Origin of the sequence: Xanthomonas hawaiiensis (assembly GCF_031834635.1) — a bacterium.
Lineage (GTDB): Bacteria > Pseudomonadota > Gammaproteobacteria > Xanthomonadales > Xanthomonadaceae > Xanthomonas_A > Xanthomonas_A sacchari.
This window is the reverse complement of the sequence record NZ_CP115873.1, coordinates 4,856,773-4,880,993: the sequence shown is the minus strand read 5'-3', so window position 1 is coordinate 4,880,993 and position 24,221 is coordinate 4,856,773. Positions and strand designations below refer to the sequence as shown.

18 protein-coding genes are annotated in these 24,221 nt (G+C 68.9%); 12 read left to right on the top strand and 6 right to left on the bottom strand.

Annotated elements, in window-relative coordinates; translation table 11 throughout:
• Positions 1-261: 261 nt before the first annotated feature.
• From rpmH to mnmE, 5 genes are all read left to right on the top strand, one after another.
• The gene (rpmH, locus tag PG878_RS20775) at positions 262-402 is read left to right on the top strand and encodes a 50S ribosomal protein L34 (RefSeq protein ID WP_003469983.1); all 141 of its coding nucleotides are present in this window, start codon (positions 262-264) and stop codon (positions 400-402) included.
• 38 nt (positions 403-440) lie between these two features.
• Positions 441-878 (top strand): ribonuclease P protein component, encoded by a 438-nt coding sequence (gene rnpA, locus PG878_RS20770; protein WP_209030005.1) that lies wholly within the window; start codon positions 441-443, stop codon positions 876-878.
• Positions 879-896: 18 nt separating this feature from the next.
• Positions 897-2,630 (top strand): membrane protein insertase YidC, encoded by a 1,734-nt coding sequence (gene yidC / locus PG878_RS20765; protein WP_209030006.1) that lies wholly within the window; start codon positions 897-899, stop codon positions 2,628-2,630.
• A 99-nt stretch (positions 2,631-2,729) separates the two neighbouring features.
• Positions 2,730-5,471 (top strand): polysaccharide deacetylase family protein, encoded by a 2,742-nt coding sequence (locus tag PG878_RS20760; RefSeq protein ID WP_209030007.1) that lies wholly within the window; start codon positions 2,730-2,732, stop codon positions 5,469-5,471.
• A 31-nt stretch (positions 5,472-5,502) separates the two neighbouring features.
• Entirely contained in the window at positions 5,503-6,846 is a 1,344-nt protein-coding gene (mnmE, locus tag PG878_RS20755; RefSeq protein ID WP_209030008.1) for a tRNA uridine-5-carboxymethylaminomethyl(34) synthesis GTPase MnmE, read from the top strand.
• Positions 6,847-6,868: 22 nt separating this feature from the next.
• Here mnmE and PG878_RS20750 read toward each other — a convergent pair whose 3' ends face one another.
• Positions 6,869-7,774 (bottom strand): NmrA family NAD(P)-binding protein, encoded by a 906-nt coding sequence (locus PG878_RS20750; RefSeq protein WP_209030009.1) that lies wholly within the window; start codon positions 7,772-7,774, stop codon positions 6,869-6,871.
• Positions 7,775-7,907: 133 nt separating this feature from the next.
• Between PG878_RS20750 and PG878_RS20745 the strand changes: the two genes are divergently transcribed.
• A complete protein-coding gene (locus PG878_RS20745; RefSeq protein ID WP_209030010.1) occupies positions 7,908-8,360 on the top strand; it encodes a winged helix-turn-helix transcriptional regulator in 453 nt (150 codons plus the stop codon).
• Positions 8,361-8,516: 156 nt separating this feature from the next.
• On the opposite strand, the gene PG878_RS20740 is transcribed toward PG878_RS20745, so the two are convergent.
• On the bottom strand, positions 8,517-9,359 hold the full coding sequence (locus tag PG878_RS20740) for an ABC transporter ATP-binding protein (protein ID WP_209030011.1): 843 nt from the start codon (positions 9,357-9,359) through the stop codon (positions 8,517-8,519).
• Between the two features lie 134 nt (positions 9,360-9,493).
• Here PG878_RS20740 and PG878_RS20735 point away from each other — a divergent pair, with 134 nt between their 5' ends.
• Both PG878_RS20735 and PG878_RS20730 read left to right on the top strand, forming a co-directional pair.
• Positions 9,494-10,690, top strand: a complete 1,197-nt coding sequence (locus PG878_RS20735) for a DesA family fatty acid desaturase (protein WP_209030012.1) — start codon at positions 9,494-9,496, stop codon at positions 10,688-10,690.
• Positions 10,687-11,094: an EF-hand domain-containing protein gene (locus PG878_RS20730; RefSeq protein WP_209030013.1), complete on the top strand. Its 408-nt coding sequence runs from the start codon at positions 10,687-10,689 to the stop codon at positions 11,092-11,094. The genes PG878_RS20735 and PG878_RS20730 overlap by 4 nt, the downstream gene beginning before the upstream one ends.
• Before the next feature lie 275 nt (positions 11,095-11,369).
• Here PG878_RS20730 and PG878_RS20725 read toward each other — a convergent pair whose 3' ends face one another.
• A complete protein-coding gene (locus tag PG878_RS20725; RefSeq protein ID WP_209030014.1) occupies positions 11,370-12,383 on the bottom strand; it encodes a cytoplasmic protein in 1,014 nt (337 codons plus the stop codon).
• A 170-nt stretch (positions 12,384-12,553) separates the two neighbouring features.
• Here PG878_RS20725 and mutM point away from each other — a divergent pair, with 170 nt between their 5' ends.
• Both mutM and PG878_RS20715 read left to right on the top strand, forming a co-directional pair.
• Positions 12,554-13,366 (top strand): bifunctional DNA-formamidopyrimidine glycosylase/DNA-(apurinic or apyrimidinic site) lyase, encoded by an 813-nt coding sequence (gene mutM / locus PG878_RS20720; RefSeq protein WP_209030015.1) that lies wholly within the window; start codon positions 12,554-12,556, stop codon positions 13,364-13,366.
• A gap of 216 nt (positions 13,367-13,582) precedes the next feature.
• Positions 13,583-15,187 carry an OpgD/OpgG family glucan biosynthesis protein gene (locus tag PG878_RS20715; RefSeq protein WP_209030016.1) on the top strand — a complete coding sequence of 535 codons (1,605 nt, stop codon included), beginning with the start codon at positions 13,583-13,585 and terminating at the stop codon, positions 15,185-15,187.
• 637 nt (positions 15,188-15,824) lie between these two features.
• Here PG878_RS20715 and PG878_RS20710 read toward each other — a convergent pair.
• On the bottom strand, positions 15,825-16,445 hold the full coding sequence (locus PG878_RS20710) for a thymidine kinase (protein WP_209030017.1): 621 nt from the start codon (positions 16,443-16,445) through the stop codon (positions 15,825-15,827).
• Between the two features lie 132 nt (positions 16,446-16,577).
• Between PG878_RS20710 and rep the strand changes: the two genes are divergently transcribed.
• Entirely contained in the window at positions 16,578-18,554 is a 1,977-nt protein-coding gene (gene rep / locus PG878_RS20705) for a DNA helicase Rep (RefSeq protein WP_010340793.1), read from the top strand.
• 449 nt (positions 18,555-19,003) lie between these two features.
• Here the strand turns inward: rep and glyS are convergent, their stop codons facing one another.
• Positions 19,004-21,223, bottom strand: a complete 2,220-nt coding sequence (glyS, locus tag PG878_RS20700; protein ID WP_209030018.1) for a glycine--tRNA ligase subunit beta — start codon at positions 21,221-21,223, stop codon at positions 19,004-19,006.
• A gap of 159 nt (positions 21,224-21,382) precedes the next feature.
• Entirely contained in the window at positions 21,383-22,291 is a 909-nt protein-coding gene (gene glyQ / locus PG878_RS20695) for a glycine--tRNA ligase subunit alpha (protein WP_048491716.1), read from the bottom strand.
• Positions 22,292-22,366: 75 nt separating this feature from the next.
• On the opposite strand from glyQ, the gene PG878_RS20690 reads away from it, so the two are divergent.
• A complete protein-coding gene (locus tag PG878_RS20690; protein ID WP_209030019.1) occupies positions 22,367-24,187 on the top strand; it encodes a GspE/PulE family protein in 1,821 nt (606 codons plus the stop codon).
• Positions 24,188-24,221: the final 34 nt, after the last annotated feature.

Sequence of the window (24,221 nt, the reverse complement as noted above, 5' to 3'; positions counted from 1 at the left end):
CAGATCTAAATTCGTCGAGTGACCGGGCATGAAGGGCGCGCTCGGGCGCGGCGCATTCGGCCGGTGGGAGAGGAAAGCGGATGGATCAGACTACCACCGGCGCGCAGGGTCGGGAATGGTTTTCCCACGGCTATTCACAGATCCATCCACAGGCCGGGCGCTGCCGTCCTCCGTTCCCGGCGAGACAGGGAGTTGACCGCGACGTGAGGGGTCCTATAGAATTTCCGGTTCTTTCCGCCCCATTCAGATCAGAGCGCCCCGATGGCCACCAAGCGCACCTTCCAGCCCAGCAACCTCAAGCGCAAGCGCGACCACGGCTTCCGTGCCCGTATGGCCACCGCCGACGGCCGCAAGATCCTGGCCCGTCGCCGCGCCAAGGGCCGCAAGCGCCTGAGCGCTTGATTGCTTCGCCGCCCCAGGCGGCGCCTGCAATCCGGACCGTGAATCATCCCGACCCGCGTAGGCGATTTCCTCGCTCTGCGCGGGTTCGCACGTCTGCGGAATACCGCGTCGTGTTCGATGCCGCGCGCCGCTGTTCCGAGCCGCTGATGAGCCTGCACTGGCGCAGTGCGCCGCACCCGGCGCGGCTGGGCCTGGCGGTGTCGCGCAAGGTCGACAAGCGTGCGGTCGTGCGCAATCGCATCAAGCGCGTGCTGCGCGAGGCCACGCGGCAGCTGTTGCCGTGGCTGGCGCCCGGCGATTACGTGGTGGTGGCGCGCAGCGCCGCCGCCCAGGCCAGCGGCGATCAACTGCGCCAGGCCTACGAGCGTCTGCTGCGTCGCGCCGGCGCATTGCCGGCCCCGGCCGCGGACGGCACAATGCCGCCGCCCGATCGTCCTTCTTCCCCCACCTCCACGTCAGAACCCGCTTCTGGCTGAGCCGAGCTTGCCTGTCCGATGAACCAGACCCGCCTTTTCCTGATTTTCGCCTGGCTGATGGTCGCGGCGCTGTTGTGGATGGAATGGAACAAGGAACACGCGCCGAACGCCAATGCGGCGACGGTCGCGGCGGCGACCACGGTGCCGCCGGCGCAGGACGCCGATGCCGGCGCCACGCATGCGCCGGCGATCCCGCAGGCCACGGTACCGGGCACCACGCCGGCGGCCAGCAGCACGTCCGAGACCGCTGCGGCCAGCGCCGCGCCGCGGGTCACCGTCACCACCGACGTGCTGCGCCTGACCCTGGACGGCCGCAGCGTGTTCGACGCCGACCTGCTGCTGTTCCCGCAGACCAAGCAGCCCGGCAGCCCGCCGGTGCAGCTGCTGACCGAGGACGCGGCGCATCCGTACACCGCCACCAGCGGCTGGGTCGGCGAGCACAACTCGCCGTCGCCGGGCCCGGCTGGCTTCCGCCCCGAACACCCTGGCCAGGAGTACGTACTGGCCAAGGGCCAGGACAGCCTGCAGGTGCCGTTCGTGTGGAACGGTCCGGACGGCGTGACCATTCGCCGCGTCTACACCCTGCAGCGCGGGCATTACGCCGTGCAGGTGCACGACGAGGTCGTCAACCATGGCAGCAAGCCGTGGCAGGGCTACGTGTTTCGCAAGCTGAGCCGGGTGCCGACCATCGTCAGCCGTGGCATGACCAACCCGGATTCCTTCAGCTTCAATGGCGCCACCTGGTTCAGCCCGGCTGACGGCTACCAGCGCCGCGCGTTCAAGGACTATCTGGACGATGGCCCGCTCAACCAGACCATCTCCGGCGGCTGGATCGCGCTGCTGCAGCACCACTTCTTCACTGGCTGGATTCCGCAGGCCAACCAGCAGGCGCTGTACGTGTTGTCCAACGATGGCCCGCGGCATGTGATCGAAGCGCGTGGCCCCGGCTTCACCGTGGCGCCGGGCGCCACCGCCAGCACCGAGGCGCGGCTGTGGGTCGGGCCGAAGCTGGTCAGCCAGATCGCCAAGGAGAACGTGCGCGGCCTCGACCGTGTGGTCGACTACAGCCGGTTCTCCGTGATGGCGCTGCTCGGCCAGGGCCTGTTCTGGATCCTCAGCCATCTGCACAGCCTGCTCGGCAACTGGGGCTGGTCGATCGTCGGTCTGGTGGTGCTGCTGAAGCTGATGCTGTATCCGCTGTCGGCCGCGCAGTACAAGAGCATGGCCAAGATGCGCAAGTTCCAGCCGCGCATCCAGCAGCTCAAGGAGCGCTACGGCGACGACAAGCAGAAGTTCCAGACGGCGATGATGGAGCTGTACAAGAAGGAGAAGATCAACCCGATGGGCGGCTGCCTGCCGGTGCTGATCCAGATGCCGATCTTCTTCGCGCTGTACTGGGTGCTGGTGGAGTCGGTGGAACTGCGCCAGGCGCCGTGGTTCGCCTGGATCCAGGACCTGACCGCGCGCGATCCGTACTTCATCCTGCCGGTGATCAACGTGGCGGTGATGTGGCTGACGCAGAAGCTGACCCCATCGCCGGGCATGGATCCGGTGCAGGCCAAGATGATGCAGTTCATGCCGCTGGTGTTCGGCGTGATGATGGCCTTCGTGCCGTCGGGTCTGGTGCTGTACTGGGTCACCAACGGTTCGCTGGGTCTGCTGCAGCAGTGGTGGATGACCAAGCGCCACGGCGAACCGGCGACCGCCGGTGGTGGCGGCAGCGGCAAGCCGCCGGCCAAGGCCAAGAAGTAAACCCGACAACGCCCGCCCTCCGGCGGGCGTTGCGCATGCGGCCGGGGAAGGCGCCGGCGTATGCGTTTTCCGCATCGCCTTGCTCGCGAGTCCATGGTCATGCGCAAGCGCCGTCGTCCGTTGTCGTCGTCCAGGGTCGCGATCGGCTTGCTCGCGTTGGCGCTGGCGGCCTGCCAGCGCCAGCCTGCTGGCAGCGAGACTGCGACACCCAAGTCCGCGGCACAGGCAGCGGCGATCGCCATTCCCGGTTCGCCTGCATTGCAATCTCAGGCGACCACGCTGCTGCAGGGCCTGCAGGCGCAGCTGGCCGCGCAGCGCAAGATCATCGTGTTGCTGGCCGACGAGGCCAAGCAGTCGCCGGCCGACCGGCAGACCTCCAGCAGCGTCGGCCAGCAACTGTTCCACGAGGGCCTGGAGCGTCGCGAGGCATTGGCCAAACAGTTCGATGCGCTGCTGGCGCTGCCGGACGCGCAACGCTTCGCCGCGGTCGGAAGCCTGCTCGACTACGTCGAATCGGCGCCGGACCTGTACGACGCCGACCGCCTCGCGTTCCGCGAGATGCTCGCCGACTGGCAGCTACGCATCGGCAAGGATTCCTCGCTGCCGGCGATCAAGCTGCACCAGCGCATCGGCGAGGACCTGGAAGCGCTCGACGAGATCGAGCGCACCTACAACCGCGAGATCACCGCGATCTTCAGCCGCTTCGACCGCACCCGCGCGATCGTGCAGAAGCGCGAGAAGTGGGAGGACTACGTCGCCCACCTGGGCACGCTGTACACGCGCGAGGCGATCCTGCGCGACTACGGCGTGATCACGCCGTACCCGATGTCGATGCAGGACAGCGACCGCGAGGTGTTCGGCCGCGACCTGCCGCCCAAGACCGTGGTGCTGAGCTTCGACGATGGCCCGCATCGCGAGTACACCGACGAGATCGTCGCCATCCTCAAGCGCTACGACGTGCCGGCCACGTTCTTCGAAGTCGGCCGCAACCTGGGCAAGCTGGAGCCGGATGGCAAGGTGGACCTGTCGCCGTTGGCCAGCGTCAGCCGCAGCCTCATGGAGCAGGGCTACACCGTCGGCAACCACAGCCTGACCCATGCGCAGCTGTCCAAGGAAACCGGCGCCGCGCTGCGCAGCCAGATCCTGGACACCGACCGCATGCTGCGCGCGGTCGACGCCAAGCGTGCGCCGCTGTTCCGCTTCCCCTACGGCGCGCGCAACGCCGAGGGCATGCAGATCCTCGGCGAGGCCGGCCTGAAGTCGGTGATGTGGAACGTGGATTCGCTGGACTGGGCCGACCCGGTGCCGGAATCGATCGTGCAGCGCGTGCTCGAGCAGGTCGGCCGCGAGCAGCGCGGCATCCTGCTGTTCCACGACATCCACGAACGCACGGTCAAGGCGCTGCCGCAGATCCTGGACCGGCTCAGCGCCGACGGTTACCAGTTCGCCGCCTGGAACGGGCGCGACTTCAGCGTGGCGCGCGCGGCCAGCAACGCCGCCGCGCCGGCGGTGACCAGCGGCTACGACAAGTCGTGGGCCATCGTCATCGGCATCGACGACTACGCGCACTGGCCCAAGCTGCAGTACGCGGCCAACGATGCGCAGGCGATCGCGCAGACGCTGACCGGCAGCTTCGGTTTCCCGTCGTCGCAGGTGATCGTGCTGAAGAACCAGGAGGCCACCCGCAACAACATCCTGGCCGCCTTCCACGATCGGCTGGCGCATGGCGGCGTCGGCAAGAACGACCGCGTGTTCGTGTTCTTCGCCGGCCACGGCGCGACCCGCAAGCTGGCCTCCGGTCGCGACCTGGGTTACATCATCCCGGCCGACTCGGACCCGGCGCAGTTCGCCACCGACGCCATTCCGATGACCGAGATCCAGGACATCGCCGAAAGCCTGGAAGCCAAGCACGTGCTGTTCGTGATGGACGCGTGCTACAGCGGCCTGGGCCTGACCCGCGGCGGCGGCACCAGCGCCTACCTGCGCGAGAACGCGCGGCGCATCGCCCGGCAGATGCTCACCGCCGGCGGCGCCGACCAGCAGGTCGCCGACAGCGGCCCCAACGGCCATTCGGTGTTCACCTGGGTGCTGCTGCAGGCGCTGTCGGGCAAGGCCGATCTCAACGGCGATGGCCTGATCACCGGCACCGAGCTGGCGGCCTACGTGGCGCCGGCGGTGTCGAGCATCTCGCAGCAGACGCCCGCGTTCGGCAGCCTGCCGGGTTCGCAGGGCGGCGAGTTCGTGCTGCAGGTGCCGGAGGGCGAGGAATTCCTCACTGCCAGCACCCAGCAACTGTCCTCGGCGGCGATCGCGATGAACGACCGCGTCGATGCGGCCGCGCCAGCGTCGACCGCGACGCCGAACGCGGGCGCCAGCAGCGCCGCCGCGCCGGCCGCTGCGGCCAAGCCGGCCGTGGTGGTCAAGGACCTGCAGGGCGGCGAGCGGCCGCTGGCGGTGCCGGCCGCGGCCGGCCCGGTCTCGGACAGGCAACGTGCGCAGCGCGCCAACGACCGCGGCCTGCAGCTGTACAAGGAGAAGCGCTACGACGAGGCCGAGGCGCAGTTCACCGAGGCGCTGAAGCTGCGCCCTGACTTCGCGCTGGCGGCCAACAACCTCGGCTTCATCTACTATCGCCAGGGCAAGTACGCGCAGGCCGTGCGCTGGCTGGAGAACACGCTGAAGATCGATCCCTCGCGCGCGGTGGCCTACGTCAACCTGGGCGACGCCTATCGCCAGTTGGGCGATGCCGCAAAGGCCAAGCGCGCGTTCCAGACCTACCTGGAGCTGCAACCCAACGGCGCGTCGGCCGCCTACGTACGCGGCCAGTTGCAGACACTGTAGTCCATTGCGCCAACGACCGGTTGCCTTCGCCATGCCGTCTTCCGCCACCGACACCATCGCGGCCATTGCCACCGCTCCCGGCGCGGGTGGTGTCGGCGTGGTGCGCGTGTCGGGTCCGGCGGCGGCGACCATCGCCGATGGACTGGGCCTGGGCACGCTGGTGCCGCGCACTGCCCGCTACGCGCGTTTTCGCGACGCGCATGGCGAGATCGTGGACGACGGCATCGCGCTGTGGTTTCCGGCGCCGCGCAGCTTCACCGGCGAGGACGTGCTGGAGCTGCAGGCGCACGGTAGCCCGGTGCTGCTGCGGCACCTGGTGGCGCGCTGCTGCGAACTCGGCGCGCGTCCGGCGCGCCCGGGCGAATTCAGCGAGCGCGCCTTCCTCAACCGCAAGCTCGACCTGGCCCAGGCCGAGGCGATCGCCGACCTGATCGCCGCCGGCGACCTGCGTGCGGCACGCGCGGCACGGCGTTCGCTGGACGGGGTGTTCTCGCGCCGCGTCGACGACCTGGCCGAACAGCTGATCCGCCTGCGCATCCACATCGAAGCGGCGATCGATTTCGCCGACGAGGCGCTGGACACCCTCGGCGGCGAGCAGGTCCGTGCCGGCCTGGCGCAGGCGCGCACGGATCTGGCGCAGCTGCGTGCCGACGCCGAACGCGGTCGGCGCCTGCGCGATGGCCTGCACGCGGTGCTGGTCGGCCCGCCCAACGCCGGCAAGAGTTCGCTGCTCAACGCGCTGGCCGGCAGCGATCGCGCCATCGTCACCGACATCGCCGGCACCACCCGCGATACCTTGCACGAGACGGTGCGCCTGGACGGCGTGGAACTGACCCTGGTCGACACCGCCGGCCTGCGCGAGGGCGGCGATGCGATCGAGCGCGAGGGCATGCGCCGCGCGCGCCAGGAACTGCAGCGCGCCGACCTGGCGCTGGTCGTGCTCGATGCGCGCGAGGCCGAGGCCGGCCATGCGGCGATCGCCGACGCCATCGCCGACGTGCCGCAGCGGCTGTGGATCCACAACAAGAGCGACCTGCTTGCTACCGTGCCTGCCGCCAGCGCCGAGCGCGTCTACGTCTCCGCCGCTACCGGCAGCGGCCTGGAGCAGTTGCATGCGCAGCTGCGCGCGCTCGCCGGCGCCGCGGCCGGCGAGGGCAGCGACGGCGAGTTCTCCGCGCGCGCGCGCCACGTCGATGCGCTGCAGCGGGCCGCCGCCCACGCCGAAACGGCCGCCGCCGAACTGCAGCACGAACGCCTGGAGTTGGCCGCCGAGGAACTGCGGCTGGCCCATGCCGCGCTTGGCGAGATCGTCGGCACGCTCAGTGCCGACGACCTGCTTGGGCGGATCTTCTCCAGCTTCTGCATCGGCAAGTAGTGCGTCGCGCCGCCGAATACGCTTACGGCTTCAACGCCGCCAGTTGCGCGCGATTGTCCTGCAGCCACTGTTCGAACGGCAGCGGCGCCTGCCCGGTCAGTGCCTGGTAGTCGCCAGTGACCGTGGCGACGCGGCCGGCGGCGGTGTTGGTGTCGAACGAGGCATAGATGCGCGCGACCGGTTCCGGCAGGCCAGCGCCGACCATGCCCTGTACCAGACCCTCCACAGGCACCGGCACGACCTGGATCTGCACGTCCAGCACCTGCGCGACCAGCGCGGCGACCTCGGCGGTGGTGTAGGCGCGCCCGCCGCTGAGGGTGAGCGTGCGCTTGCCGTCGCCGCTGGCCAGGGCCACCGCGGCGGCGCGTGCCAGGTCGTCGCGGGCGATGTGGGCGATCCCGCCATCGCCGGCCGCGCTGTACCAGTGGCCGGAGGCCAGCACCGACGGCAGGCTCATGAACAGGTTCTCGAAGTACCAGTGGTTGCGCAGCACGGTCCAGGCGGGCAGGGCGCTGGCGGCCAGGCTGTCTTCGGTGCCGGCATGGTCCGGGGCCAGCAGCAGCGGCGAGTCGTGCGGTTCCGGGCAGGAGGTGTAGACCAGATGGCCGACGCCGGCGCGCTCGGCCGCGACGATCGCGGCCTGGTGCTGCTGCAGGCGGTGGCCGGGGCGGTCCAGCGCGTCGGTGCTGATCAGCAGCACGCGGCCGGCGCCACGGAATGCGGTGTCCAGCGAAGCGGCGTCGTCGAAATCGCCGTGGCGCACGTCCACGCCGCGCGCGGCCCAGGCCGCCAGGCGTTCGGGCTGGCGGGTCATCGCCACGACCCGCGACGGCGCCACCTTGAGGGTGTCGAGCACGTGCGCGAGCACGCGCTGGCCGAAGTGGCCGCCGGCGCCGGTAACGAGCAGGGAATCGGAAGATGCGGACATGGCAGGTCTCCTGAGGAAGGGCGGCGTCGCATGACGCCATGGTCTGGAAAAGGAACTTGGTCTATCCTAGAGACCTTGGCCGGGCTGTAAAGACGGCACTTTTTCCGCCCCTGCTTACCTCGAGGTAACCGCCATGGACATCGTCGTACCACCGGTCGCCGCCTGCGACCCGCCGCTGAGCCAGCAACTGCAGGACTACCAGCGCGTCGGCATGGCCATCGACCAGTGCCCGGTGCGCGACGTGCTGGCGCAGATCGGCGACAAGTGGAGCACCCTGTTCGTGATGCTGCTGGCCGAGCGCCCGCACCGCTTCGGCGAACTGCGCCGCGCGGTGCCGGACATCTCCCAGCGCATGCTGACCCAGACCCTGCGCGACCTGCAGCGTGAGGGGTTGGTGGCCCGTGAGGTGCTGCCGACGGTGCCGCCGGGTGTGGAGTATCGGCTGACCCCGTTGGGTCACTCGCTGAGCGTGGTGCTGGCGCCGCTGGTGCGCTGGGCCGCCGATCACCACGCGCAGATCCGTGGCGCGCGCGCCGCGTTCGAGGCCGATGCGCCGGCGCGGGCGGCGGGCGCCGCGCATGGTTGATGTGTCCTTTAGGAGCGGCTTCAGCCGCGACCTGGCGTTCTCGGAAGAGCCCGTCGCGGCTGAAGCCGCTCCTACGGACATTTCCGCATCACCCGCATCACCTGCGACATCTCGCAACCCCGACGGCCCCGAACGCCCGAACTCGTCAACCGCCGATCAGCCCTCCGCAACGACCCGCGCGCCGTAGCGGTCGCCGTCGCGCTGCACCCGCACCGGTCCGCCGAACACCGCCGACAGCGGCGCATCGGCCAGCAGTTCCTCGCGCGTGCCGTCGGCGTAGACCTGGCCCTCGCGCAGGAGGATCACGCGTTCGATCTCCGGCACGATCTCCTCGATGTGGTGGGTGACCAACACCAGGGTGATGCCCTGGCGGGCGAGGTCGCGCATCGTCGCCAGCAGGTGCTCGCGTGCGACCAGGTCCAGCCCGGTGCTCGGTTCGTCGAGCAGCAAGGCCTGCGGCCGATTGACCAGTGCGCGCGCGATCAGCACGCGTCGGGTCTCGCCGGCCGACAGTTCGGCATAGGGACGCCGCAACAGCGGCAACGCGTGCGCCGCCTGCAGCGCCTCGCGCGCGCGGTCGCGCATCGCGTCGCTCACCTCGCGGTGCGGCGGCACCACATAGCTGGCGAAGAACCCGGACAGCACCGCGCTCTCCACATCCAGCCCGGGCATGTCGGCGAGATTGACGCTGAGATCGCCGGTGACGATGCCCAACTGGCTGCGCAGCCGGTCCACCTGCCAGCGGCTCTGGCCGAGCACCCGCACCGCCGGTTCCTCGCCGGCGCGCGCCAGCGGATACAGCTCGCGGGTGATGAGCTTGATGAACGAGGATTTGCCGCAGCCGTTCGGGCCCAGGATGGCGGTGTGCTGGCCGAGCGCGATGCGCAGGCTCAACGCATGCAGCACGCGGACCTGGCCGCGGACGACGCTGGCGCGGTCGAGTTCGATCAACGGCGTCGCCGCTGGCACAGGGGTTGCTTGAGAAGAAACGACTGACATGGAACCGACACCGTTCTGTGATCGAAGGCGCTTGGCGGCTGAATACCATACGCGAGCGCCGGGTGAAGTTTGCCCGCACAACCCCCATCATGTCGTCATCCCTCACGCCGTCTTACGCTCTGGAGCTTCTGGCAATGTTCGACGCGATCCTCGACTTCCTCGGCAACGGCCTGCTCGGCGTCGGCTGGTGGGGCATGCTGGCCGTGCTGCTGCTGTTCACCCAGCTCACCATTTTCGCGGTGACGCTGTACCTGCACCGCAGCCAGGCGCACCGCGGCGTGGATTTCCATCCGCTGCTGTCGCACTTCTTCCGCTTCTGGACGTGGTTCACCACCTCGATGATCACCAAGGAGTGGGTGGCGATCCATCGCAAGCACCACGCCAAGGTCGAGACCGAAGAAGACCCGCACAGCCCGCAGACCAAGGGCATCGCCCGCGTGTTCTGGCGCGGCGTGGAGCTGTACCGCGAAGCGCGCACCCAGCGCGGCGACATCGAACAGTACGGCAAGGGCGCGCCGGACGACTGGATCGAGCGGCACCTGTACACCCCGTACGCGAACCTGGGGCCGGTGGCGCTGTTCGTGGTCAACTTCGCGCTGTTCGGCCTGCCCGGCATCGCGCTGTGGGCGCTGCAGATGGCATGGATCCCGTTCTGGGCCGCCGGCGTGATCAACGGCCTGGGCCACTGGTGGGGCTACCGCAACTTCGAGTCCGCCGACACCTCGACCAATCTGACGCCGTGGGCGCTGTGGATCGGTGGCGAAGAACTGCACAACAACCACCATGCCTTCCCGAGCTCGGCGCGCTTCTCGATGCGCCGCTGGGAACTGGACATCGGCTGGATCGCGATCCGCGCGCTGGCCGCCCTGCGCCTGGCCAAGATCCTGCGCGTGGCGCCGACCCTGGACGTGCGCCCGAACATCGCCGTGCCCGATGCCGACACGTTGCGCGCGCTGCTGTCGCATCGCTTCCAGGCGATGACCGATTACCAGCGCAACGTGTTCACGCCCGCGCTCAAGGAAGAAGCCGCCCAGGCCGGCGCCAAGCTGCGCAAGCTGCTGCCGCGGCGCCTGCGCAAGGGCCTGGTCGACGACGGCCGCTGGCTCAAGCCCGACGCGCGCGAACAGCTGCAGCACTGGGTGGCGCAGCGCCCGCGCATGCGCACGCTGGTCGAGCACCGCGCCCGCCTGGCGGCCCTGCTGGAAGCGCGTACCCACGACGCCAGCGAACGCCTCAAGCACCTGCAGGCCTGGTGCCACGACGCCGAAGCCAGCGGCATCGCCGCGCTGCAGGCCTACGCCGCGCGGCTGAAGGGCTACGCCCTGGCATGAGCCGCAGCGCACCGCGCACCCGGTCGCACGAACGCCGCCTTGCGCGGCGTTCGTCGTTACTGGCCGGACCGACGCTGCGCATCGTCTGCGCCCTGTTTGCCGGCGGCATTGTCAGCGCTCATGCGCAGCCCATCGACAGCACCACCAGCTACCTGCAGCGCATGGATCGCGACGGCGACGGCCGCGTCAGCCTGGACGAATACCTGGCCTGGATGAGCTACGCCTTCGACGCGCGCGACCTCGACCACGACGGCGTCCTCAGCGCCGCCGAACTGCCGGGCGGCCGCGGCCCGTCGATCACCCGCGCACAGCACCTCGCCACCCTGACCGCCCGCTTCCGCAAGCAGGACACCAACGGCGACGGCTACCTCAGCGCGCGGGAGTTGGCGGCGCCGCCGCAGTAGGGGACGCCGATCCGGCGGGCGCTGTGCTCGCCGATTCCGGGGCTGGCGCTGCGATGTCCGGTGCCGAGGCGAGTCTGCGAGCAGAAGCCAGGTGCAGCAGCGCGACCGAAAGAAAGGCAACGGCGGTCGCATGCGTCTGCAGACAGACCATCACCCAGGCGAGCAGGCAATACATCGCCGCAAGCTTGCGGTGCATGGACGGCAGCATGGTGACGGCTTTTATCCGCATCAGCGCGACGCCGCCTCGCTATCAGGGGTCCAAGCGCATGCGCGCATCAGGTGACGCCTTCCAAGACCCAGGCCTTGCAGCGCTGGAAATTCTCTTCCCCTTTCCAGACCTCGGTGTAGGTGGGTCCACGCACGCGTCCGATCAGTTCCAAGGCTTTCTCCCGATCGCGCGCCAGGCAGGCGAAGCGGGCAAAGTTCTGCAAATTCCATTCGTCCGCATAGACCTTGAGCACGTCGTCGATGCCGGCACGCATGGTCGACCAGCGCGCCAGCGATTCGGTGAACAAGCGTTCGTCGTAGATCGATTGCGAGGCGTACCAATAGATGCGTGCGTACAGTCCCTTGCCCTCACGTGCCCGCGTTCGCTCCATCGCCATCGCGGCGAAGCGTTCGATGTCGGCGGCGTTGCCTCCCCATTTGGGCGAATAGAACTCGATCGCCTGGAAGTAGATCTCGTAATACGCAGGGTATCGCGCCATCGCCTCGTCGATCAGCGCCTGGAACCTGTCATCGTCCCATTGCTGCACCTTGGCAACGCCTTCCATCTCGATGTACCACTCAGGATCCAACGACGCGATCTGCTTGTTGTCTTCAAGATACTGCCGGGTCGCTTCGATGCCGGCCTTGAACGGCGCCCAGTCCTGCGGACGGACCGTATTGGCATAGCCATTGCCGCGATGGCTCCAGGCGCGGCTGGAGAGCCATGTTGCATAGGCGATTCGTGCGCTGGGAGACTTCGGATATGCCGCGATCCAACGCTTGGCGACGCTCTCCTTTTCCGTCCACGTCGCCTCGCTGTATGACCCAGTCCGGAAGTAGCGACCGACGCCGCTATGCAGCAGGCTCAACTTCCAGACGCCACTGGAGGTCCTGGACTGCTTCGTTCGATAGACCGCCGCTTGCCGTTCGAGCGCCGCGATGTCGCCACTCTTCATGGCGGATTTTGCACCTTCGAAAATTGCGGTGCGTTCCTCCATCTCTTCAGCACAGGCGAGCGCAGAAACCGTCGCAGAAGCAAAAAACAGCAGCGCCGACAACAGGCGATACGTCATCTGGGGCATTGGATTCGTCTCCTTGAAAATTGGGTTTCCTTGCCAGGGGCGCGGGTCTCCGGTGGAGCTGCCGGCGACCTGCACGACGACCAGTGCCTACCTGCTCACAAACAAGAGCGACATCACCCTGGTGTTACAGTTTCCGACTCCCGCTATCGACTCGCCGCGACCGTACCATCATGCCCGAACTCCCTGAAGTCGAAACCACCCGGCGCGGCCTGGAGCCGCATCTGTCGGGGCGGCGCATCCATGGGGTGATCCTGCGGCGGCCGGATCTGCGCTGGCCGATTCCGCCGGAGGTGGCGGAGCGGTTGCCCGGCCAGCGCATCGACGGCATCCGCCGGCGCGCGAAGTACTTGTTGCTGGACACCGCGGTCGGCAGTGCACTGCTGCATCTGGGCATGTCCGGCAGCTTGCGCGTGCTGCCCGGCGATACGCCGCCGCGGGCGCACGACCACGTCGACATCAGCCTGGAAGACGGTCGGGTGTTGCGCTTCAACGACCCGCGCCGGTTCGGTTGCCTGCTGTGGCAGGCGCCGGGCGAGACCCATCCGCTGCTCGCCGAGCTGGGGCCGGAGCCGCTGTCGGATGCGTTCGACGGCGATCATCTGTTCCGGCTCAGCCGCGGCCGCACCGCGCCGGTCAAGACCTTCCTGATGGATCAGCGCATCGTGGTCGGGGTGGGCAACATCTACGCGGCCGAGAGCCTGTTCCAGGCCGGCATCAGTCCGCTGCGCGAGGCTGGCGAGGTCTCGCGCGCCCGCTACGCGCGCCTGGCCGAGGCGGCCAAGGCAATCCTGGGCTATGCGATCCAGCGCGGCGGCACGACCTTGCGCGACTTCATCAGTCCGGATGGGGCGCCGGGCTACTTCGAGCAGGAACTGTCGGTCTACGGCCGCGAGGGCGAGGCCTGCAAGCGCTGCGGGCGCACCTTGCGCCACGCCAGCATCGGCCAGCGCGCCAGCGTCTGGTGCGGCCACTGCCAGCGCTGAGCGATGGTGGTGCTCGCCGTGGCGCGTCGATGAGGCAGCGGCTCGGCGGACGTAGCCGGCTTGCCTGTTCCCCGCTGCCAAAAGATACGTCGCACGCCTGAGGTCTCGGCGATCTGGCGTGCCTGCGACCGTGGATTCCTCCGCACGGGCACCATCACCGCCACCTTCGGCGTCGCTTGTCTATGATGAGCGTCCTTTTCCGTTTCGATCCCGGCCATGCAACGACGCGATTTCCTGAAGAACGCCGCCGCCGCCTTCGCCGCCATGGGCTTGCCGGCGATGCCGATGCTCGGCCAGGCGGCCCCCGCGGTGGGCCTGCGCCGCCTGGGCAAGCCGCAGCCGTTCGACTACGCCTGGCTCAAGGGCCACGCGCGGGCCATGGCCAACGCGCCGTACCAGAGCCACAAGCGGGTGCTGCCGGCGCCGGTGGAAGGATTGACCTGGGACCAGTACCAGTCGATCCGCTACCGCCAGGATCACGCGTTGTGGGCCGCCGAGCAGGGCCCGAAGTTCCAGGCCAAGTTCTTCCACCTCGGCCTGTACTTCAAGACCCCGGTGCACATGTTCGACCTGGTCGACGGGCAGGCGCAGGAACTGGCCTACGACAGCGCGGCGTTCGACTACGGCAGCAGCGGGCTGAAGGGCGCGCACCTGCCCAAGGAGCTGGGATTCGCCGGCTTCCGCCTCAACACCAAGCAGGACACCGAGCGCGACTTCGCCGCGTTCCTCGGCGCCAGCTATTTCCGTGCGGTGGGCAAGGAGGGCCAGTACGGCCAGTCGGCACGCGGGCTGGCGATCGATACCGGCACCGGCGGCCCGGAGGAATTCCCGGACTTCATCGCCTACTGGCTGGAGCAGCCCAAGGCCGGCTCGGACACGGTGGTGGTGTACGCGCTGCTGGATTCGCCCAGCGTGGCCGGCGCCTACCGCTTCGCGATCACCAACGGCGACGTGCTGCTGATGGACATCGACAGCGCGCTGTATCCGCGCAAGACCATCGAGCGCCTGGGCCTGGGGCCATGCACCAGCATGTACCAGGTCGGCGAGAACGACCGCCGCATGGATTGGGACTGGCGCCCGGAGATCCACGACACCGACGGCCTGGCGATGTGGACCGGCGGCGGCGAGTGGATCTGGCGGCCGCTGTGCAATCCGCCGCACCTGCGCTTCAACATGTTCGTCGACGACAACCCGCGCGGTTTCGGCCTGCTGCAGCGCGACCGCAACTTCGATCACTACCAGGACGACGGCGTGTTCTACGAGAAGCGCCCGTGCCTGTGGGTGGAACCGAAGCAGGGCTGGGGCAAGGGCTCGGTGCAACTGGTGGAGATCCCCACCGTCGACGAGACCTTCGACAACATCGTCGCGTTCTGGAATCCGCAGGACAAGCCGCAGCCCGGCCAGGAACTGTTGTTCGGCTATCGCCTGTACTGGGGCGCGCAGGCGCCGGCCTCCTCGCCGCTGGCGCATTGCGTGGCCACGCGCACCGGCCTGGGCGGCGTGGTCGGGCAGAAGCGGCACTATTTCTCGTGGCGCTTCGCAGTGGATTTCGCCGGTGGCGAACTGGCCAAGCTGGGCAAGGAGAAGGACGCCAAGGTCGAGGCGGTGCTGCAGCTCAACCGCGGCCGCACCGAGATCGTCTCGGCGCGGCCATTGCACGAGATCTCCGGCTACCGCGCGATGTTCGACGTGGTGCCGCCGGACGACGGCACCGAGCAGATCGATATCCGCCTGTACCTGCGCAGCGGCGAGCGCCCGCTCACCGAAACCTGGCTGTACCAGTGGACGCCGCCGCCGGCGGCCGAGCGCAAGCTGTATTGAGGCGCGATCGCGCGCGGTGCCTGCCGCATCGCGCGTGGGGTTGGATCGGGCATTGCGCTCGCATTTCATTCCCGGCGCAGCCGGGTGTGCGAGCGTGGCGCGCATCGCGTGTCGCGGCTGAAGCCGCTCCTACAAGGGTGCGTGGTCCCGGCAATGTGGTGCTGCGGGAGGGACTTCAGTCCCGACGCCGAAATGGCTCTGCGTTCAGTGCTTGGTCGGATCCTGCGGTGGATTTTGCGGTGCGGCTTCCGTGCTGATGTCCTCGACATCGCCGATGACGACCCGGCCCGGGGTACGGCCGTCCCACACCTGTCCTGCAGCTTTCAGTACGCGCTCGGCTCGCAGAACTGCTTGGCGTAGAACACTTCCGGGTCGATGCTGCGCGCCGCGCGGGCCGTTGATCGACAGCGGTCCGACGCGCCGGGGGGGGGGGCCGAGCAGGCCGCCCGGTGCTGCGCATCGCCTCGCGCCGCAGGACCGCTTCCTGGCGCGGCTTGGCGACCTGGTCGCCGTACACGGCGAGCCGTCCCGAAGCCGGTGGCCGGCGTGGTTCCAGGGATGCTACCCGGCGCAATCCACAAATTGATGGCGCAGGCGCGGCGGCGTCGGCCTCGGTGCGTCAGCGGTGACATTCGGGTTACAGCGGCAACGCGATCTGCAGCGGATCGATGCGCCCTTCGCCGCGCATGATCTTCTTGAACTCCGGGCGGCTGACCGACACGTAGCGCTCGTTGCCGCCGATCTCCACCTGCGGGCCGTCCTGTACTGCGTGGCCGTGTTCGTCCACACGCACGGTCATCGTCGCCTTGCTGCCGGTGTGGCAGATGGTCTTGATCTCCTGCAGTTCGTCGGCCCAGGCCAGCAGGTACTGGCTGCCCTCGAACAGTTCGCCGCGGAAATCGGTGCGCAGGCCGTAACAGAGCACCGGGATGCGCAGCCGGTCGACCACTTCGCTGAGCTGCCAGACCTGCGCACGGCTGAGGAACTGCGCCTCGTCCACCAGCACGCAATGCAGCGGCCCGTGGCTGGCGATGTCGGCCTCGATGGTGGCCAGCAGATCGGTGTCGGCGACAAAGGGCATGCCGTCGGCGCGCAGGCCGATGCGCGAGGCGACCACGCCGCTGCCGGCGCGATGGTCCAGCCGCGGCGTCAGGATCGCCGTGCGCATGCCGCGCTCGCGGTAGTTGTGCGCCGACTGCAGCAGCGTGGTGGTCTTGCCGGCGTTCATCGCCGAATAGTAGAAATACAGTTTCGCCATGCCGCCGATTCTAGCGCGGGGGCCGCCCGCCCCGGCCGGCCTGCGCTTCGCGAACCGGTTCAGCGCAGGGGCACGGCGGGGACGTCGCCGCCGGCGGACGCCCGGTACAATAGGCGGCCAAGGGAAGTCTTCATGCACGGTCTCAATCCTCCCCAACGCGCCGCGGTCCTGCATTGCGAGGGTCCGTTGCTGGTGCTGGCCGGCGCCGGCAGCGGCAAGACCCGCGTGATCGTGGAAAAGATCGCGCATCTGATCGCCAGCGGCCGCTACCCGGCCAAGCGCATCGCCGCGATCACCTTCACCAACAAGTCGGCCAAGGAAATGCGCGAGCGCGTGGCCAAGCGCATCCGCAGCGAGGCCGCCGACGGCCTGACCATCTGTACCTTCCACGCCCTGGGCCTGAAGTTCCTGCAGATCGAACACGCCGCAGTGGGCCTGAAGCGCGGCTTCTCGATCTTCGACGCCGACGATGCCGCCGCGCAGATCAAGGACCTGATGCCTGGGGCCAAGCCCGATGCGATCGAGGACGCCAAGAACCTGATCTCGCGCGCCAAGAACGCCGGGCTGTCGCCGGAGCAGGCGATGGCGGCGGCGCGCAGCAATCGCGAGCAGGAAGCGGCCAGCCTGTACGAGCGCTACCAGGCACGGCTGAGCACCTTCAACGCGGTGGACTTCGACGACCTGATCCGCCTGCCGGTGCAGGTGCTGGAGGAGAACGAGGACATCGTGATGGCCTGGCGCGAACGCATCGGCTACCTGCTGGTGGACGAAAGCCAGGACACCAACGACGCGCAGTATCGGCTGCTGAAGATGCTGGCCGGCCCGCGCGGCAACTTCACCTGCGTGGGCGACGACGACCAGAGCATCTACGCCTGGCGCGGCGCCAACCCGGAAAACCTGATGCAGATGGGCCGCGACTACCCGGCCCTGCAGATCATCAAGCTGGAGCAGAACTACCGCTGCTCCAACCGCGTGCTGCGCGCGGCCAATGCGTTGATCGCGCACAACCCGCACGAGCACCTGAAGACGCTGTGGAGCGACCAGGCCGACGGCGAGCGCATCCGTGTGTGGGAGTGCCGCGACAGCGAGCACGAGGCGGAGAAGGTGGCCGCCGAGATCGCCTACCTGGGCACCGCCAAGCAGGTGCCGTGGAGCGACTTCTGCATCCTGTTCCGCGGCAACTTCCAGTCGCGGCCGCTGGAAAAGGCGCTGCAGATGGCCAGCGTGCCGTACCACATCACCGGCGGCACCGCGTTCCTGGAGCGGCAGGAGGTCAAGGACGTGCTGTCCTGGCTGCGCCTGCTGGTCAATCCCGACGACGACGCGGCGTTCCTGCGCGCGGTGCAGGCGCCCAAGCGCGAGGTCGGTGCGACCTCGCTGGCCAAGCTCGCCGAGCTGGCCTCGGCCAAGCACCTGCCGATGTCGCGTGCGGCCGAGTCGGTGGGCGCGCTGCAGCAGCTGCCGCCGCGCGCGGCCAACGGCCTGAGCGACTTCGTCGACATCCTGCACGAACTGCGCGCGGCCTCGACCACGCTGTCCTCGGCCGACGTGGTGCGCCAACTCGCCGAGCAGTCGGGGCTGATCCGCGAACTGCGCAGCCAGTGCAAGGACGAAGCGAGCTTCCAGCGCCGCCGCGGCAACCTGGAGGAACTGGCCAAGTGGTTCGAGGGCGGCCCACGCGGCGCCACCGTCGGCGACCTGGCCGCGCAGCTGGCGCTGCTGTCGCGCAACGACAAGGACGATGGCGGCAACCAGGTGCGGATGATGACCATGCACGCCTCCAAGGGCCTGGAGTTCCGCTACGTGTTCATCGTCGGCTGCGAGGACGGCGTGCTGCCGCACGAGGTCAGTCTGGAAGAGGGCAACCTGCAGGAGGAGCGGCGCCTGCTGTACGTGGGCATCACCCGCGCCAAGGAGCAGCTGTGGATGAGCTACAGCAAGCTCACGCGCAAGTTCGGCGAGCACATCCGGCTCAAGCCCAGCCGCTTCTTCGACGAGATCCCGGCCGAGGAAATGCAGCGCGACGGCGCCGACCCGGTGGCCGACGCGGCGCGCAAGAAGGAGCGCGCCAATGCCGGGTTGGCGGCGATCCAGGCGTTGTTTGATTGAGAGCCGGGATTGGGGAGTTGGGATTGGGGATTCGTCACGGCGGGGTGCGTCGCGCCGCTCCCTTCTCCCCTCGGGACCACGCAGAGGAGCTAGTCGGCTGTTCCTTCTCCCCTCGGGAGAAGGTGCCCCGAAGGGGCGGATGAGGGTAGGGGCGAAGCCTCGTGAACTCTACTCCGCGCGTCGCTTCGCGCCGTACCCTCACCCCAACCCCTCTCCCGAAGGGAGAGGGGCTTGATGCGGACGCGTCCACGCGTGTTGGGAACGCAAGCAAACGTGCCTGCAGGGGCTTGCGGACAGCAGTGAGATTGCACTGTGGGAGGGACTTCAGTCCCGACGCAGTGCAGTGTGCCGAAGCCAGTGGGACGCCGCACATCGCAGCGGCAGCCATCTCGCTGAAACGAGAACGGGCCGCGCAAGGCGGCCCGTCTCCGGTTCGACGCTTCTGCTGCTTACGCCGACAGGTGTTCGATCGCCGCGACGCTGCCGAGGCGGTCGCCCAGGCGTTTGAGCAGTGCCAGGCGATTGCGGCGCAGCGCCGGGTCGTCGGCATTGACCATCACGCCATCGAAGAACGCATCCACCTGAGGGCGCAGCCGCGCCAGGAAGTTCAGCACGGTCACGTAGTCGTGCTGGCGCAGGGCGCCGTCGGTCTCGGCGATCGCCGCTTCCACCGCCTCGGCCAGCGCGCGCTCGGCCGGCTCGCGCAGCAGGCCCGCGTCGACCTGTGCCGGAATCTCGCCCTCGGCCTTGCGCAGGATGTTGCGGATGCGCTTGTTGGCCGCGGCCAGGGCCTCGGCCTCCGGCAACGCGGCGAAGGTACCGATCGCGTCGATGCGGCGGTCGAAGTCGTACAGCGAGCCGAGCGCCGCGGTTGGGGACGCCGTCGTAGGAGCGGCTTCAGCCGCGACCGAGAACAACGCGGCCACTGCATTGAACTGCGTCGCCGGCACGCCCTTGTCGGCGTAGTAGCCGCGCAGGCGGTCGAGGATGAAGTCGAAGATCTCTTCGACCTGCTCCAGCGAAATCGTACCCACCTGATGTTGCCCGGGTGCAGTCTCAGCGCCTTCGCGCTTCGCCTCTGCTGCTGCGTCCAGCTTCTTCAGCAGGACGGAACGCCGAATTGCCTCCATCGCCTGGGTCGCAGCCGTCGACAGGAGCGTCTTCACATCCACATCAAATCCACTTTCAATCACCGTCCGCGCCAACCCCAGCGCATTGCGCCGCAGGGCGAACGGATCCTTGTTTCCGGTCGGCTTCAACCCAGCGGCGAACCCGCCAGCGAGCGTGTCCAGCCGTTCGGCGATCGCCAGCACCTTGCCCAGCGGCGACAGCGCGATGTCGTCGCCGGCGAAGCGCGGCTGGTAGGCCTCGTCGATCGCCAGGGCGATCTCGCTCGGTTCGCCGGCGGCGACGGCGTAGTGGCGGCCGGCGATGCCCTGCAGTTCCGGGAATTCGTTGACCATGCGCGACTGCAGGTCGTTCTTGCTCAGCTCGGCGGCGCGGCGCGCCTGCGCCGGGTCCACGCCGACCTGCGCGGCGATCGCCTCGGCCAGCGCGGCCACGCGCTGCACCTTGTCGGCGATGCTGCCGAGCTTGGCCTGGTAGGTGACGCTGGCCAGGCCGGCACCCATCGCCTCCAGGCCCTGCTTGAGGTCTTCGTCGAAGAAGAACTTGGCGTCGGCGAAGCGCGGGCGGATCACCCGCTCGTAGCCCTTGGCCACTTCGGCCACGTCGCGCGAGACGATGTTGGCGATGCCGATGAAATGCTCGGTGAGCCTGCCGCCGTCGTCCAGCACCGGGAAGAACTTCTGGTTGCTCTCCATGGTCTCGATCAGCGCTTCCTGCGGCACCGCCAGGAACGCCGGCTCGAACTTGCACAGCACCGCCGACGGCCATTCGACCAGATTCACCACCTGCTCCAGGTTGTCGGCGGCGATGCGCGCGCTGCCGCCGGCTTCGCGCGCGGCCTGTTCGACCTCGGCGACGATGCGCGTGCGGCGCACGTCGGGGTCCACCAGCACCTGCGCGGCCTGCAGTGCGGCCACGTAGTCGCCCGGCTGCGCCAGCGGCACCGGCGCGTCGTGCAGGAAGCGGTGGCCGCGGCTGTCGCGGCCGGCCTCCACGCCGAACAGCGGCATCGGCACCACCTCGCTGCCGAACAGCAGCACCAGCCATTGCACCGGCCGCGCGAAGCCGTAGTCGTGATCGCCCCAGCGCATCGGCTTGGGGATCGGCATCGCCGCAATCGCCTCGCGCAGGATCTCCGGCAGCAGCGTGGCGGTGCGCGCGCCCGGGTTCACCGCGCGGTGCACGAAACGCTCGCCCTTGGCGTCGCTGGTGCGCTCCAGCGCGGTCCAGTCGATCCCGGCCTTGGCGGCGAAACCCTGCAAGGCCTTGGTCGGCTGGCCGTGGGCGTCCAGCGCGATGTTGAGGTAGGGGCCGAGCACTTCCGCGCGCTGCTCCGGCTGCTCGACTGCCACGCCCGGCAGCAGCACCGCCAGCCGGCGCGGCGTGGACAGCGGCTTGGCGTCGCCGCGCTCGACCGCGATGCCGCGCTTCTCCAGCCCGGCGATCACGCCGTCGAACAGCGCCTGGGCCAGGCCCGGCAATGCCTTGACCGGCAGTTCCTCGGTGCCCAGTTCGATCAGCAGGGGAAGGTGTTGGCTCATGTGTCGGACCTTGCTAGCGGTTTTTCCCTTCTCCCTGCGGGAGAAGGTGCCCCGAAGGGGCGGATGAGGGTGCGGGCGCCTGGGGAGTCGGGAGCATCCGGCCGTGCGTGCCGGCGTACCCTCACCCCAACCCCTCTCCCGGGGGGAGAGGGGCTTGCATCACTTCTTGACGCCTGGGAAGCCCAGCTTCTCGCGCTGCGCGTAGTAGGCCTTGGCCACCGCCTGCGCCAGCGCGCGCACGCGCAGGATGTAGCGCTGGCGCTCGGTCACCGAGATCGCGCGGCGCGCGTCGAGCAGGTTGAAGGCGTGGCTGGCCTTGGTCACCTGTTCGTAGGCCGGCAGCGGCAGGCCGACCTCGACCAGCGCCTGCGCTTCCTGCTCGCACGCGTCGAAACGGTGGAACAACTCGGCCACGTTGGCGTGCTCGAAGTTGTACGCGCTCTGCTCCACCTCGTTCTGGTGGTAGACGTCGCCGTAGGTGACCGGGGTGCCGTCCGGGCCGTAGGTCCACACCAGGTCGTAGACGTTGTCGCAGTTCTGCAGATACATGCACAGCCGCTCGAGACCGTAGGTGATCTCGCCCAGCACCGGCTTGCACTCCAGGCCGCCGGCCTGCTGGAAGTAGGTGAACTGAGTGACTTCCATGCCGTTGAGCCAGACCTCCCAGCCCAGGCCCCAAGCGCCGAGCGTCGGCGATTCCCAGTTGTCTTCGACGAAGCGCAGGTCGTGCACCAGCGGGTCGATGCCCAGCGCCTTGAGCGAATCCAGGTACAGCTGCTGGATGTTGTCCGGGTTCGGCTTCATCGCCACCTGGTACTGGTAGTAGCGCTGCAGGCGGTTCGGGTTCTCGCCGTAGCGGCCGTCGGTGGGGCGGCGGCTCGGCTGCACGTAGGCCGCGTTCCACGGCTCCGGTCCGAGCGCACGCAGGAACGTGGACGGATGGAAGGTGCCGGCGCCCACTTCCAGGTCCAGCGATTGGATCAGCACGCAGCCGTGCTGCGCCCAGAACTGGTTGAGGGTCTGGATCAGACCCTGGAACGTGATCGGTACGGACCGGGAGACGGACATCAAGCAGGGGCCGGTTGAGGGGTGCGCTAGTATAACGACCGACTCGCGGGGACTTCCGCGCACCGGACCTGGACCATGGATTCGCGCCCTGCCGCGCCCCCCGCGTCGTCGCCCGCCGAGCCCACCGTGGCGTTGCCGCCGGGCCGGCTGAGCTTCGAGCGCGTGGCCGCCGCACTGCTCGCCGACGGCCTGGTCGCGCCGGCCGAACGTGGTCGCGTGCAGTTCTCGGCGCAGACCGCGCGCACCGTCAGCGACGTGCATCCGCTGGTGCTGCTGTCCAACCTGAAACTGGCCGCCACCCGCCCGCCGGGCAGCGAGCTGAGCCTGGAACGGCTGACCGAATGGCTGGCGCAGCGCTGCGGCCTGCGCTACCTGCGCATCGACCCGACCCGGGTCGACGTGGCCGCGGTCACCGGCGTGGTTTCGCACGCCTATGCGCGCCGCCACCGCATCCTGCCGCTGGCCCTGCAGCCCGAGCGCCTGCTGGTGGCCACCAGCGAACCGCTGGCGCTGGACTGGCTGGGCGACGTGCAGCACCTGGCGCGGCGCCGCATCGAGGTGGTGGTGGTCAACCCGCTGGATCTGCATCGCTACACGATGGAGTTCTTCGGGGTGACCCGCTCGGTGCGCGGCGCCAAGGACGGGCGCACCGAACAGAGCAGCGGTCTGCCCAGCTTCGAGCAACTGGTGGAACTGGGCCGCGGCGGCGACGTCAACGCCGACGACCACCACATCGTCCACATCGTCGACTGGCTGCTGCAGTACGCCTACGAGCAGCGGGCCAGCGACATCCACCTGGAGCCGCGGCGCGAGGCCGGACGCATGCGCTTCCGCATCGACGGGGTGCTGCACAAGGTGCTGGAAGTGCCGCCGGCGGTGATGACCGCCATCGTCAGCCGCATCAAGGTGCTTGGGCGCATGGACCTGGCCGAGCGGCGGCGGCCGCAGGACGGGCGCATCAAGACCCGCTCGCCGGGCGGGCGCGAGACCGAGATGCGCCTGTCGACCATGCCCACCGCCTTCGGCGAGAAGTGCGTGATGCGCATCTTCGACCCGGACGCCGCGTTCAAGAGCGTGGACCAGCTCGGCTTCAGCGCGCAGGAAGCGGCCGGCTGGAACGCGCTGGTGGAACGCCCGCACGGCATCGTGCTGGTCACCGGCCCCACCGGCTCGGGCAAGACCACCACGCTGTACTCCACGCTCAAGCGCCTGGCCACGCCGGACGTGAACGTGTGCAGCGTGGAGGATCCGATCGAGATGATCGCCACCGAGTTCAACCAGATGCAGGTGCAGACCAACATCGACCTGGATTTCGCCAGCGGCGTGCGCACCCTGCTGCGGCAGGACCCGGACATCATCATGATCGGCGAGATCCGCGACCTGGAAACCGCGCAGATGGCGGTGCAGGCCTCGCTGACCGGGCACCTGGTGCTGTCGACCCTGCACACCAACGATGCGCCCTCGGCGATCACCCGCCTGCTCGACCTGGGCGTGCCGCACTACCTGGTCGCCTCCACCCTCAACGGCGTGCTGGCGCAGCGCCTGGTGCGCACCCTGTGCGGCCACTGCAAGCGCCCGCACACCCTCGACGCCCACGAGTGGGACGCGCTGCGCGAGCCGGGCGAGGCCCTGCCCGAGACGCCGCAACCCTACGCCCCGGTCGGCTGCCTGGAGTGCCGCCGCACCGGCTACCTGGGCCGGGTCGGCCTGTACGAGCTGTTGCCGGTGACCCCGCGCCTGCGCACCCTGATCCGCGCCGACATGGACCTGGCCGGCTTCAGCCGTGCCGCGCAGGCCGAGGGTGTGCGCACCCTGCGCCGTGCGGGCCTGGAAAAGGTGGCCGCCGGGCTGACCACCATCGAGGAAGTGCTGTCGGTGCTGCCGCCGCGGGAGTGAGCGCAGGGGGCTTCCCCGCCTCATGATCGCCAGT